The organism is Aliiroseovarius subalbicans, assembly GCF_022678625.1.
In the GTDB taxonomy this organism is placed as follows: domain Bacteria; phylum Pseudomonadota; class Alphaproteobacteria; order Rhodobacterales; family Rhodobacteraceae; genus Aliiroseovarius_A; species Aliiroseovarius_A subalbicans.
Map to the genome: position 1 here is coordinate 201,492 of NZ_JALBYQ010000003.1, position 13,021 is coordinate 214,512.

Here is a 13,021-nt window from a genome sequence, read left to right on the forward strand (position 1 = left end):
ACGCGGTGTTTAGCCAAGGAAACAGCCTGCGTCCAGCGGTCAATAGGGCGCATGGGACCAAAAGCAAGGGGGGCGTGGTGTGAAAAACACCCTGCGTCGCATTGGTTAGCGCAAACGAGGCGAATCGTTCATGAGTTCGGTCAAGCGAGAGCCAGCGCGATCACCGGTGGAAATGGCTCAGCCAGGTCTTGGTCCGACGTTTATCACGCGCGTCATAGTCGCGAATGGCCTGGTCCATGTCTCCGACTGCTGACAGGTCACGACCGGCCCCGATCTGGGTCATTCCCATCGTGTACCACGCCGTAATTCCACCCTCAGGCGCATGGGCGAACCGCGGGAAGGTCGGCGTGTCGGTCTGCCCGTCCTGCCAGAGATCCGGCAGGGAAGGCTCCAGGACAAACGCCCGCGCCAGGCCGACAACATCCGCCACGCCATCGGCAACGGCGGCCTGCGCCTGCGCATGGGTCTTGAACCCGCCCGTCACCATCAAGGGTTTCGTCGTGACCGCGCGGGCGCGCCGGGCGAAGTCCAGGAAATACGGCCCGCGACCTGCCCCGTCCGAGGCCGCCTTGGCGCCCGGGAAATAGGTTCCCCCGCTGATATCGATCAGGTCGATCGAAGACCCGTCTAACGCCGCGACGACCTTCAGCGCGTCATCTGCGCTCAGCCCGCCCTCCAGCTGGTCAGAGGAATTGAGCTTGATGGCAATCGGGAACTGCGGCCCCACCGCGTCGCGCACCGCCTGGATCGTCTCAAGGACCAGCCGCATCCGGTTGTCGATCCCCCCGCCATAGGTATCCTGGCGCTTGTTGAACAAGGGCGACAGAAACTGGCTCAGCAGAAATCCGTGCGCCGCGTGGATCTGCACGCCCCCGAACCCAGCCTGTTGCGCCAGCCGGGCCGTCGCGGCGAATTCACCGGGCACCTTGCGGATGTCCTCCAGGCTCAGCCCTTCGCAGTGCAAGTCCGGCAAGTCCAGCGCGCTTGGTCCCTTGGGGTCGCTTGTGGGCGCATAGGCCAGCGCCCCGGCGTGCCCCAGCTGCAGCCACAGCTGCGCACCGTTCTGCCCCCCTTGTGCGGCAAGGTCGCGGAACCGGGCAAGGTCGCTGTTCGCGTTCAACACCAGATTGCCGGGCTTTTCGGCAAAGCCAGGGCCGCCCTGAACCTCGCCAATGATGGACACCGCCAGGCCGCCATCGGCCCAGCGCCGATAAAGCGTGACCTGGTCCGCCGTGGGGTGGCCGGTGCCATCCCCCAGGGAATCCGACATTGCGGATTTCGCGATCCGGTTCTTCAGGACAACGCCACAGGGCAGCGTCAGCGGCTTGAACAAAGGATTTGGGTTGGCCAAGTCAGCCTTCTCCATTTCTTGAAAGATTCCACACAGCGACCAGGGCTTACCCGACCGGTTTCGTCGCCTGCATGCTGTCGCGTTGGCAGAATACGGCGAACCAGTCGTCCAGCTCATCGCGACCCTTGCGCCATTCGCGGTCCGGGTGGCGGAAATCGAGGTAGCCCAGCGCGCAGCCCACGGCGATCTGGCCCATGTCCAGCGGCCCGGCCAGGTGGCTCATCCAGCGTTCGTTCAGCGCGTCCAGCGCGCCTTCGATCTTGGACCATTGCGCGTCCAGCCAGCCCTTGTCCTGTTTGTCCTCGGGGCGGCAGCGGCCTTCATAGACCATCAACACGGCGGCATCCAAAAGCGCATCGGCGGTGGCTTCAAGCGTCAGAACCTCCCAGATCCGCGCGTCCGGGTACAGCGCGCCGCCCGCGCGGGCGTCCAGATACCGGGTCACCACTCGGCTGTCGTAAAGCGTCGGGCCGTCCGGGCGGATCAAGGCGGGGATTTTCGACAGGGGGTTGGCCGCTGTCACCTCGGCGGCGGGGGCAATCGGGGTAGTGGCCACGACGATCTGTTCAACGTCGTCCTCCTGCCCGGTTTCAATCAGCACAACGCGCACCTTGCGCACGAAGGGCGAAGCGGGGGAGGAAATGAGTTGCATGGTGGTCAGACCTTTCTGAAACGGATGCGGGTCAGCGTGGTTGCGTCGATCTCGACACCCGGGCCGTTCGCGCCAAGGCGGATAACCCGGCGAAACCGGTGCGTGGCGTTCAACGCGTCGCTCTCGCGGCGGGCGGTCAGACCCTCCGGCGTGTCGTCCAGCGCATCCTCGGCACGCTGGTCTCGGCGACCACGCTCAACACTGCGGGCCACGGCATAGGTGGCAACGGCAACGGTGCCATAGCGCAGGGCAACGGCGGCGATGGGGGCAAGGGGCAAGGCCATGTGTCTACTCCTCCTACTTAGGAATGTAGGAACCCGTTCGGGCAAAGTCCACTCAACTGCCATCAGCGGCCTGCATCAGCGCAGCCAGTTCGGTAAGTTCATGCCCGACTCCGCCAAGGACGGCGGCCGCAGCCCCGATCCGCGCTGCGTCAGGTTTGTTCTGGCCCAGCTTCCAAGTGCCGTCGACCGCACCGATTTGCAGCCGCACCGGTTGAATCATCCGCATCATCCGCGCCAGGGCGTCAGCGGACATCTTGTCGGAAAGCCAGGGTGGCTTTGGCGCCAAACGTGCCTCAAAGTCGGCAGAGAGCCTGTCCAGCACATCACGCAATGCGGTATCCGGCATCGGCGACAGCACTCCACGCAAATGCACGGCGACATAATTCCAAGTCGGCACCTGATCGTCCGCACCATACCAATCCGGCGAGATGTAGCCATCGGGCCCAGACACAGACACCACCGCTTGCAGGTCTTGCGACAAGGCCCGCGCGATTGGGTTGGAGCGGACCAGGTGCAGATGGACCTCGGTCCCGTCTTCAGACACCAGAAACGGCACATGCGCCAGCATGGGCCCGCTGTCGCCATTCACACACAGGGTCCCGAAACCGCGTGTGCGGGCAAAACCCAGATTTGTGTCGCGGGGCGTTTGGCGAAAGGCGGGGTTCGGGTGCATGGCGTGTCCTGATCTGTTCAGGCCCAGACAATCAGACGATCAACTGCCCGTCCAGCACACCCTTGATTTGCGCTTCAACAATTGCACCTTCGACCTGATCGGCGCCAAAGGCGACCTCGGCAAATTGTTCCGTGCGCCCCATGCGGGGGTTTTCCATCAGGATGGCGTGCGTCTTGCCCTGCTGTGCGGCCAGATGCGCCGCAACCTGGGCGCTCCCGGCGGCCCTGAGCCGCGCCGCACGATCCTTGATTGCGCGCCCGTCCACCGCGGGCATGCGCGCGGCGGGCGTGCCTTCGCGCGCGGAATAGGGAAAGACGTGCAGCCATGTCAGGTCGCAATCGCGCACCAGCTTCAGGCTGTTTTCGAAATGCGCCTCGGACTCGGTTGGGAACCCCGCGATGATATCGGCACCGAAGGTGATGTCGGGCCTGAGCCGCCGCGCCTCTTCGCAAAAGGCAATTGCATCGTCGCGCAGGTGGCGGCGCTTCATCCGCTTCAGGATCAGGTCGTCGCCATGCTGCAGCGACAGGTGCAGATGCGGCATCAGGCGCGGTTCACTCGCGATGGCCAGCATCAGGTTTTCGTCCGCCTCGATCGAATCGATTGAACTGATCCGCAGCCGCGGCAGGTCCGGCACAAGGCGCAGGATGCGCATCACCAGATCGCCCAGGCGCGGTTCGCCCGGCAGGTCCGCGCCCCAGCTGGTCAGGTCCACGCCAGTCAGCACGACCTCGTTGAAGCCCTTGTCCACCAGTCGCTTGATCTGGTCCACCACGACACCCGCCGGCACGCTGCGCGAATTGCCCCGACCATAGGGGATGATGCAGAAAGTGCAGCGGTGGTCACACCCATTTTGAACCTGCACATAGGCGCGGCTTCGGGTGCCGAAGCCGTCGATCAAGTGCCCGGCCGTTTCGGTGACCGACATGATGTCGTCCACCTGCACGCGTTCGGTCTGGCCGATCAGGTCCGGCGCCAGCCCGGCCCAAGTCGCGGGCGACAGCTTTTCGTGATTGCCGATCACTGCGTCGACCTCGTCCATCGCTGCGAAGGTCTCAGGCTCGGTCTGCGCGGCGCAGCCGGTAACGATCACTTTCGCATCCGGGTTGTCGCGCCTGAGCTTGCGGATCTCCTGTCGCGCCTTGCGCACGGCCTCGGCGGTGACGGCGCAGGTATTGACCACCACGGCGCCTTCGACCCCGGCCTCGTCGGCCAACGCTTTCATCGCCTCGGTTTCATAGGCGTTCAGGCGACAGCCAAGCGTCGCGAAGATGGGCGGTTTCGCTGCCATCACAGACCCGCCAGGAAGTCCGGTGTCAGCTTCGCTTCGAACACAAACGCCGTCGGCCCGGTCATCCAGACGCCATCGTCGCGCCAATCCAGTGTCAACCAGCCGCCGTCGACCTCCATACGCACGCAGGCGTCAGTCAACCCGCGCTGCACGGCCGCCACAGCGGTCGCACAAGCGCCAGACCCGCAAGCCAGGGTGATCCCTGTGCCGCGCTCCCAAACGCGCATGCGAATCTCGCCCCGCGATCGGATTTCGGCAAACTCGACGTTGGTCGCTTCGGGAAACAGCGGGTCATGCTCGATTCGCGCGCCGATCCCGGCGACGTCCACCGCGTCGACATCATCGATGAAGAACACGCAATGCGGGTTGCCCATGCCGACGGCGACCGGATCACCGTCCAGGGGCAGATGTTGCAAGTCCACGTCACGGGCCAGCGGCACCGTCTGCCAGTCGAGCAGAGGTTTTCCCATGTTGATGGAAACCTCATCCCCCGCAGAAACGGCCTCGAGAATTCCTCGCTCGGTGCGAATGGTCAGGGCATCCTTTCCGGTCTGCCCCATCATGTAGCGCGCCACGCAGCGGGTCGCGTTGCCACAGGCCCCGGCGCGGCTTCCATCCGCGTTCCAGAAATCCAGATCAATATCGGCCACGTCCGAGCTTCTGATCTCGGCCAGTTGGTCAAAGCCAACGCCGCGATGGCGGTCGCCCAACGCCGCCGCCAGATCCCGCGTGACCACAGAATCCCGCCTCCGAGAATCGATCATCACGAAGTCATTTCCAGCCCCGTGCCATTTCATGAAGCTCAGGGAATCTGATGTGCGCACATCTGCCATAAGCGGCGATATACGCGCTTGCCCAAACTTTTGCCAGAGATCACAAGGATTCCCGACTTTTTGCTCTTGACCCAAACCGTTCCGGGCTTTAGGCACCGCTTCGCAGTGGGCCGTTAGCTCAGTTGGTAGAGCAACTGACTTTTAATCAGTGGGTCGAAGGTTCGAATCCTTCACGGCTCACCACTGAACCTCCAAAGATATCAAAGAATTACACCCCATCGGGGGCGGATACTGTTGTCCTCTTCAGTGCTACGCTCCGGTCTTGGGGGACATATGGGGGACAATTGAAGCGAGTTATCCCCTTTCCTACCAGCCGCCATGTGGCTTCCGCCGAACAGCGGAATGGCGTATCCAAACCCCATGGAGATGAGGGCTGGACCGGCTTACTTCGGGAATTTCCTGTGCATTCGAAGCATGACCGACTGGTCGATTAGGTTGAGAATTTCTCCCCACCCGCTCCGTCATGCAAGCATGCAGGACCTCAATACTATTGACCGGGCCCAGAAACGATAGAACAGCAATCAGGCCAAACAGGGGGAGAATTGGGATAATAGTTCACCATCGAAAACTCCCTTACGGAAAGGACCATGTAGACGCTGTGAGTGGTTAAACGGAAGACAGAGATAACCACGCGCTGATGATTCTGGGGGCGCGGCGCAAGGTTGAAGTCATAGACATGTGGGGAGAACCTAGCGGTGCCCCCGTTGTTCGCATCGATATGTGGTAGAGTCGCCGCAGTGCTGGCTAATTTGACCCATGACGGACTTGTACAGTTGCAATCGAGTGCTGAAGGCAAAAAAAGGAGGTGGATATGGAGAACTTTTGGAGACTACCAATGAAAAAGACATATTTGCTCGCCAGTGCCAGCGCACTTTTGCTTTCGGTTGCACCGGTCGCGGCACAGGACGCCGCACTCGTGGAACTGAACCTCAACTACATGAACCTGGCAACCGCCAGTGGCAATGACGGCGATTTTGACAATGCGGCCGTCGGCGTTCTGAATGGGCAGGGTTTCTTTCGGACCGGCGATTTTGTGATCGAGCTTCAGGGCACGACAACCACTTCGGTTGACGATACTGACAACGCTGAAAACTCCACCTCATTCGGGGTGGTCGGGCATTACATGTTGCCCTACAGAAACGGCACTGCCGGTCTTGCATTTGGCCTTCAGGGTGGCACGAATGTCGAAGAAAGTGACGGCGCAATCTATTCGCTGGCCGCTCTCAACTACGCTGAAAACAACTGGATGGTTGGGCTCGGCGCAACCGGGGTTGTCTATGGTCAACGAGGCGATGACCAAGTTACGGCACTCGGCTATTTGCAAGGGGCCTATGACTTTGACGTGGCGCCCGATATGAGCGTTCGGGTCGGTGGCTACCTTGGGTTGGGGCAAACAAGCGACGATACGGTGCATGCGGGCGAATTGAGCGCGACCCTCTATCGTGACTTCTCTGACACGATGGCCGGGCATGTCGGGGTTTCGGCATTCGCGCTTCAGACAGATTCAAAGCAAGCGAATGGCTGGAGCATCAACGCTGGCATTTCGATTGCAATCGGTGGTTCGAACAGCGGAGTACGCGACAGCATTCCGTTCGACACGCCCAACTTGCATCGTGAGATGACTTGGGCTGACGAAGCACTCTGATCGGACGAAATTCTTAAAGAACGGCCCTCCAGCAGGAGGGCCGTTTTTGTTTGCGTTGCGCCAGTTCTCCCGCGCCAACGGCCTGCTTGCCCCAAGCACAAATGGTGCAAAAAATCTGGCCTTTGACTTCAAAAAAAACAGTGCCGCCGGGGATGTTAAACGCTGGCCGGCTTCAACTCCGGCGCCGTTAACCAATCGAGAGCGATCGAGTTCTTCACGAAATCGACACCTGACACGCGCAAGCTACTTTCTCTCTCTCATGGCTTCGGAAACCAAACGCCCGCACAAACGCGCCGGGCGATTGAGAAATTTGAGGGCTCCACGCCCGACGCGCTTGCCCAACTCTGCGCCCGTTCTCGCCCACACAACTAATGAACCGGCAGGTCGAAGGTTCGAATCCTTCACGGCTCACCACTTGCACCAAAGGCCGGGCGGAAATGTCCGGTCTTTGGCGTTCAATCCCTCAGAAAAGGCTTGGCTTTCATCGTATCCGGGATCGGCACGCCAAGGCGTGTCAGGATCGTCGGTGCAAGCTGGAGTTGGTCTAGGTGCGCGTCAGCATCCGGCCCCTGTGCTGGCCCAAAGTAGTAGAGCGCGAAGTCCTGTTGCAGATCTTCCCGCCCGCCATGGTGGCCGCGATCGGTCTGGCCATGGTCGGCCGTCACGATCACTTCATACCCAGCCTCAAGCCATTTGGGGATGAAGGGTGCCAGCATTTCGTCGGCGACAAAACAGGCGTGGTCCATTTCGCCGCAATCATGCCCGAACCGGTGCCCCATACTGTCCAGCGTGCAGGTGTGCAGGATGCCATAGTCCAAGCTGTGCTTGTGGGCCAGCATGGTGAGCGTGGCGAACAGGTCCACGTCCGATGGCGTCATCTGATTGGCGTGGCCATAGGCGGTCATGGTGTGAAACCGACCGTGGTTGATGCTGGCGCTATCGGGTTCGTCATACTCGATGTCCCGGACATAATCGAACGGCGCGCGGTTGAAAAACTCGGACCAAAAGGAATGCGTAACAGCTCCGGTCACCCCGCCGGCGCGGCGCACTTCCGAAAAGATATCGGGGTGCGACAGGCGAAAGACGTTTCCGTTACCAGTGCAGCCATGTTCCTGCGGCGTAACGCCCGTGTGAATCGAGGCATAGCAGCTGGCGGAAGTGGACGGCAGCACCGATCGCATCTTCCAACGCTGCGCTAGGCCACTGTCGACCCAGCCTTCAAGGTTGCCGAACAGGCGTTGCCAGTTGCGCCAGGGCACGCCGTCCAGGATGATCAAAAGTAGTTTGCGGTCCATGCGCCGTTAGTTCCCTGCCGACTCCATCTTGCGGTTGGCGATGACCTCTTCCAGCCAGCCCAGCTTCATCTCGGGAACCGAGGACAGAAGCAGGTCGGTGTAATCGTCAAACGGCGGCGACAGGACTTCGGATTTCGAGCCATAGCGCACCACGCGACCCTGATACATCACCGCGATCGAATCGGCGATGGCGCGGACCGTCGCCAAGTCGTGGGTGATGAACAGATAGGCCACGTTTTCAACCTTCTGCAGGTCCAGAAGCAGCTTCAGGATGCCGTCTGCCACCAGCGGATCCAGCGCCGAGGTCACCTCGTCACAGATGATCAGCTTGGGCTGAGCCGCCAGCGCACGCGCGATGCAGACACGCTGTTTCTGGCCACCGGACAGCTCGGCCGGGTAACGGTCGATGAAGCCGTCGCCCATCTCGATCTCGTCCAGCAGCTCTTTGATCCGCTTGCGCTTCTCTTCGCCGCGCAGGCCGAAATAGAATTCCAGCGGCCGCCCGATGATCGTGCCGACCGTCTGGCGCGGGTTCATCGCGACATCGGCCATCTGATAGATCATCTGGAGCTCGCGCAGGTCATCGCGCGTGCGCCCGGCAAGGTCCGGCGACAGGGTGCGGTCGGAAAACTCGATCCGCCCGTCACGCGGCGGCAGAAGGCCGGTGATCACCCGCGCCAGCGTGGACTTGCCCGATCCGCTTTCGCCGACAATGGCCAGGGTCTGGCCCGGGTGCAGTTCGACATTCACGTCGTTCAGCACGTCGAAATTCGTGCCCTTGTACCGCGCGGTGATGTTTTCGACTTTCAACATCGGGTTGTCGGTCGGCGTCTTTTCTTCGTGGTCGATCGAGCGGACGGAGACCAGCGCTTTGGTATAGTCTTCCTGCGGCGCGTTGATGATCTGGTCGACACTGCCGTATTCGACCATTTCGCCCATCTTCAGCACCATGATGTCGTCGGACACCTGCGCCACGACCGCCAGGTCATGGGTGATGTAAAGCGCGGCAACGCCGGTGTCGCGGATCGCTTCCTTGATCGCCATCAGAACGTCAATCTGCGTGGTCACGTCCAGCGCCGTGGTGGGTTCGTCGAACACCACCAGGTCGGGCTCGGGACACAGCGCCAGCGCAGTCATGCAGCGTTGCAACTGCCCCCCCGACACCTGGTGCGGATAGCGTGAACCGATGTTTTCCGGGTCCGGCAGGCCCAGCTTGGCAAACAGCTCCACCGCCTTGGCCTCGGCGTCAGCACGGGAAAACTTGCCTTGGCTGACCGAGGCTTCGGTCACCTGGTCCATGATCTTCTTGGCTGGGTTGAAGCTTGCAGCAGCGGACTGGCTGACATAAGTCACCTCGGTCCCACGCAGGGCGCGCAGGCCCTTCACGCTTTCCTGCAGGATGTCGCGGCCATTGACCCAGACTTCCCCGCCGGTGATCTCAACCCCGCCACGGCCATAAGCCATGGCGGACAGGCCGATGGTGGACTTGCCCGCGCCGCTTTCACCGATCAGGCCCAGTACCTTGCCGGGGGCAAGATCGAAGCTGACCCCATGCACGATCTGGATGTCATGCGGTTTCTCGCCGGGCGGATAGACGGTCGCGCCAATCTTCAGATCGCGGACTTTCAACAATTGGTCGCTCATCCCCGACCCCCTTTCAGGCTGGTCGTGCGGTTCAGCACCCAGTCGGCCACCAGGTTCACGGAAATTGCCAAGGTGGCAATCGCCACGGCGGGCCACAGTGCGGCGCCGATGCCATAGACGATGCCATCTTTGTTTTCCTTCACGATCCCGCCCCAGTCAGCCTGCGGCGGTTGCACGCCCAGGCCCAGGAAGGACAGGGTCGACACGAACAGCACCATGAAGATGAAGCGCAGGCCCATCTCGGCCACCAGCGGTGACAGGGCGTTCGGCAGGATTTCGCGGAAGATGATCCAGATCCGGCCCTCGCCGCGCAGCTTGGCGGCTTCGACAAAGTCCATCACGTTGATGTCCACCGCAACGGCACGTGCCAGGCGATAGACACGGGTCGAATCAAGGAACCCCATCACCATGATCAGCATCGGAATGGTGACCGGCATGACCGACAGGACCACAAGGGCAAAGATCAGGGTCGGGATCGACATCACCAGATCGACAAAGCGGCTCATCGCCTGATCAACCCAGCCGCCGATCACGGCGGCGGTAAAGCCCAGGATCGACCCGGTGGTGAAGCTGACGATCGTCGCCACGGTGGCGATGAAGATCGTCGTGCGCCCGCCGTAAATCATGCGCGACAGCAGATCACGACCGATGTTGTCGGTGCCCAGCCAATGCTTGGCGCTCATCGGTTCCCACACCCCGCCGACGATTTCGGTCATCGGATAGGGCGCCAGAAGCGGCGCAAAAATTGCCATCAGGAAATACAGCGAGGTGAAGAAGATGCCGATCATTGCGGCCAAGGGAAGTCGCATCATTTCGGGTGCCTCAGTCGCGGATTGGCCAGGATCGACACGATGTCGGCCACCATGTTCAGGCCGATATACACGGCGGCGAAGATCAGGCCGCAGGCCTGCACCACCGGCACGTCACGTTTCGACACGTGATCGACCAGGTATTGCCCCATGCCTGGATAGACGAACACAACCTCGACCACCACGACGCCGACGACCAGATAGGCCAGGTTCAGCATCACAACGTTCACGATCGGTGCAATCGCGTTGGGAAAGGCGTGGCGGGCGATGACCTGAAGACCAGACAGGCCCTTCAGCTCGGCGGTTTCGATATAGGCCGATTGCATCACGTTCAGGATCGCGGCGCGGGTCATGCGCATCATGTGCGCCAGAACAACCATGGTCAGGGTCAGCGCCGGCAGGATCACGACCGACAGGCGGTCCAGAAACCCCATGCCATCGTAAACGGTCGCAACGGACGGGAACCAACCAAGGTTCACCGCGAAAATCAGGATCAGCACATAGCCGATGAAAAATTCAGGAAGCGAGATCGACGCCAGTGTGACGGCCGAAATCAGCTTGTCGGGCCAGCGTTCGCGATAACGAACGGCCAAAAGACCCAGCAGGATCGCCAATGGAATGGCAATCACAGCGGCCACTCCAGCCAGGAACACGGTGTTGCCCAAGCGTGAACCGATCGACTTGGAGATATCGGCACCAGAGGTCAGTGCGGTGCCCAGATCCCCGGTCAGGGCGCCGCCCAGCCAGCTGAAGTAACGGCTGACGGCAGGCTCGTTCAGACCCATGTCGCGGCGCAGGTTGGCCAGCGCTTCGGGGGTGGCAGATTGTCCAAGGATGGACTGGGCCACATCACCCGGAAGAATTTGTGTCCCGGCAAAAATCAGAACCGAAACGGCGAGAAGGAGCAGGAGGCCCAGCGCAAGACGCTGGGCCACAAGTTTTAATGCAAGGTGCATATCAACCGACGAGCCACATTTTGGCAGGGGCGTAGTTGTTCATGATATCGAACCCCTTGGTATCGGCCCAACCAGCAACATCGTCCGTCGTCGCGTCGACGAAGTCGTTGAACATCGGGCAGATCAGACCACCCTCCTGGTTCAGGATCATGTTCAGGTCGGCATACATCCCCTGACGCTTGGTATCGTCAAGTTCGCCACGGGCGGCGACCAGCAGCTGGTCGAACTGTTCGTTGAAGAACCGGGTGTCGTTCCAGTCCGCCGTCGACAGATAGGCGGTCGAGAACATGGCATCCTGGGTTGCACGGCCCGACCAGTAGCTGGTGCAGAAGGGCTGCTTGTTCCAGACTTCCGACCAGTAGCCATCGTTCGGCTCACGCTTGATCTCAAGGTTGATGCCTGCCGCGCCAGCGGATTGCTGGAACAGGGCGGCCGCATCCGGTGCACCGGGGAACGAGTTGTCCGAGGTGCGCAGGAGGACCGAACCTTCGTGGCCCGAGGCCTTGAGGTGATGCGCCGCTTTCTCGGGATCATATTCGCGCTGCTCCATCTCCGAATAGAACGGATAGGAGGCGTTGATCGGCGTGTCATTCCCGACCGAGCCATAGCCGAACAGGATCTTGTCGACCATTTCCTGACGGTTGATGCCGTATTTCAGCGCCATCCGCAGGTCCTTGTTGTCAAACGGTGCGGTATTGGCGTGCATGATGAACACATAGTGGCCGGGGCCAGGGGTCGAGCGAACTTCGACACCACGGGCACGGGCCACCAGGCTTGCAACCTTCGGCGGCACGCGGTTGGCGATGTGCACCTGACCGGACTGAATCGCGGACATCCGCGCGGTGTCGTCGTTGATTGCCAGAAGCTCGACCGACTCGGCGTGACCCATCGTGTCCAGCCAGGCATGCGGGTTGCGTTCAAACACGGTGCGAACGCCGGCTTCGTGTTCCTTGATCATGTAAGGACCAGTGCCGATCGCGGCGGTCGGATTATCCTTGCCGCCGTTGGGCTGGATCATCAGGTGATAATCGGACAGAAGATACGGCAGGTCGGCGTTTGCGGATTCCAGTTCAAGCACAAAGCTGCCGTTATCGACGCGCATATCCTTGATGCCGCGCAGGATGCCCAGCGCACCGGACTTCGATTCCTCGCCCGCATGGCGCTCCATCGTGGCCAGCACGTCATCGGCGGTCAGCGGCTGACCGTTCGAGAAGCTGATGCCCTGACGGATCTTGAAGGTCCAGATCTTGGCGTCCGGCGAGGCCGAGAATTCCTCGGCAATGATGTTGTCCAGACCACCGGTTTCACCCAGCTCGACCAGCGGCTGGCCCCACATGCGGGTGATCGTGGTCATGGTGGTGTTGGTCGACAGCGCCGGGTCAAGGCTGTCGGTGGCCGAGCCACCGGATACGGCAATCTTGATCGTGCCGCCCTTAACCGGACCAGCGGCATGTGCCGCGGTCGACAGCAGGGTGCCAGCGGCAGCAGCTGACATGCCCAGGGCCGAGGCCCGGCCCAGGAAATCACGGCGGTTCAGTTTGCGCTGGATCACACGCTGCGACATATAGTCGAGTTCTTTTTTCATGGA

At 61.3% G+C, this 13,021-nt stretch carries 12 protein-coding genes and 1 tRNA gene; 2 read left to right on the forward strand and 11 right to left on the reverse strand.

All coding sequences use genetic code 11. From position 1 onward, the window contains the following. Positions 1-160: 160 nt before the first annotated feature. The 6 genes from MN188_RS11370 to dapF are packed head-to-tail and all read right to left on the reverse strand — an operon-like array spanning position 161 to position 5,084. Positions 161-1,351, reverse strand: a complete 1,191-nt coding sequence (locus MN188_RS11370; RefSeq protein ID WP_242109182.1) for an NADH:flavin oxidoreductase/NADH oxidase family protein — start codon at positions 1,349-1,351, stop codon at positions 161-163. A 46-nt stretch (positions 1,352-1,397) separates the two neighbouring features. After that, positions 1,398-2,003 (reverse strand): glutathione S-transferase, encoded by a 606-nt coding sequence (locus tag MN188_RS11375; RefSeq protein ID WP_242109184.1) that lies wholly within the window; start codon positions 2,001-2,003, stop codon positions 1,398-1,400. 5 nt (positions 2,004-2,008) lie between these two features. After that, positions 2,009-2,287 (reverse strand): hypothetical protein, encoded by a 279-nt coding sequence (locus MN188_RS11380; RefSeq protein WP_242109186.1) that lies wholly within the window; start codon positions 2,285-2,287, stop codon positions 2,009-2,011. A 52-nt stretch (positions 2,288-2,339) separates the two neighbouring features. Then, complete coding sequence (locus MN188_RS11385) at positions 2,340-2,960, reverse strand: FMN-binding negative transcriptional regulator (protein ID WP_242109188.1); 621 nt, start codon at positions 2,958-2,960, stop codon at positions 2,340-2,342. Between the two features lie 31 nt (positions 2,961-2,991). Next, positions 2,992-4,251: a tRNA (N(6)-L-threonylcarbamoyladenosine(37)-C(2))-methylthiotransferase MtaB gene (gene mtaB / locus MN188_RS11390; RefSeq protein ID WP_242109190.1), complete on the reverse strand. Its 1,260-nt coding sequence runs from the start codon at positions 4,249-4,251 to the stop codon at positions 2,992-2,994. Beyond that, a complete protein-coding gene (gene dapF, locus MN188_RS11395) occupies positions 4,251-5,084 on the reverse strand; it encodes a diaminopimelate epimerase (RefSeq protein ID WP_242109192.1) in 834 nt (277 codons plus the stop codon). The genes mtaB and dapF overlap by 1 nt, the downstream gene beginning before the upstream one ends. 107 nt (positions 5,085-5,191) lie before the next feature. On the opposite strand from dapF, the gene MN188_RS11400 reads away from it, so the two are divergent. Together MN188_RS11400 and MN188_RS11405 are read left to right on the forward strand one after the other, a co-directional pair. Then, positions 5,192-5,267 (forward strand) — tRNA-Lys (locus MN188_RS11400). A 652-nt stretch (positions 5,268-5,919) separates the two neighbouring features. Then, positions 5,920-6,729, forward strand: a complete 810-nt coding sequence (locus tag MN188_RS11405) for a hypothetical protein (RefSeq protein WP_242109194.1) — start codon at positions 5,920-5,922, stop codon at positions 6,727-6,729. A 455-nt stretch (positions 6,730-7,184) separates the two neighbouring features. Here MN188_RS11405 and MN188_RS11410 read toward each other — a convergent pair whose 3' ends face one another. The 5 genes from MN188_RS11410 to MN188_RS11430 are packed head-to-tail and all read right to left on the reverse strand — an operon-like array spanning position 7,185 to position 13,018. Beyond that, the gene (locus MN188_RS11410; protein WP_242109196.1) at positions 7,185-8,024 is read right to left on the reverse strand and encodes an alkaline phosphatase family protein; all 840 of its coding nucleotides are present in this window, start codon (positions 8,022-8,024) and stop codon (positions 7,185-7,187) included. 6 nt (positions 8,025-8,030) lie between these two features. Continuing rightward, the gene (locus tag MN188_RS11415) at positions 8,031-9,668 is read right to left on the reverse strand and encodes an ABC transporter ATP-binding protein (protein ID WP_242109198.1); all 1,638 of its coding nucleotides are present in this window, start codon (positions 9,666-9,668) and stop codon (positions 8,031-8,033) included. Beyond that, positions 9,665-10,477, reverse strand: a complete 813-nt coding sequence (locus MN188_RS11420) for an ABC transporter permease (RefSeq protein WP_420838987.1) — start codon at positions 10,475-10,477, stop codon at positions 9,665-9,667. Before MN188_RS11420 ends, MN188_RS11415 begins: the two co-directional genes overlap by 4 nt. Next, entirely contained in the window at positions 10,477-11,433 is a 957-nt protein-coding gene (locus MN188_RS11425; protein WP_242109202.1) for an ABC transporter permease, read from the reverse strand. The genes MN188_RS11420 and MN188_RS11425 overlap by 1 nt, the downstream gene beginning before the upstream one ends. A gap of 1 nt (position 11,434) precedes the next feature. Continuing rightward, positions 11,435-13,018: an ABC transporter substrate-binding protein gene (locus MN188_RS11430; RefSeq protein ID WP_242109203.1), complete on the reverse strand. Its 1,584-nt coding sequence runs from the start codon at positions 13,016-13,018 to the stop codon at positions 11,435-11,437. Positions 13,019-13,021 lie beyond the last annotated feature (3 nt).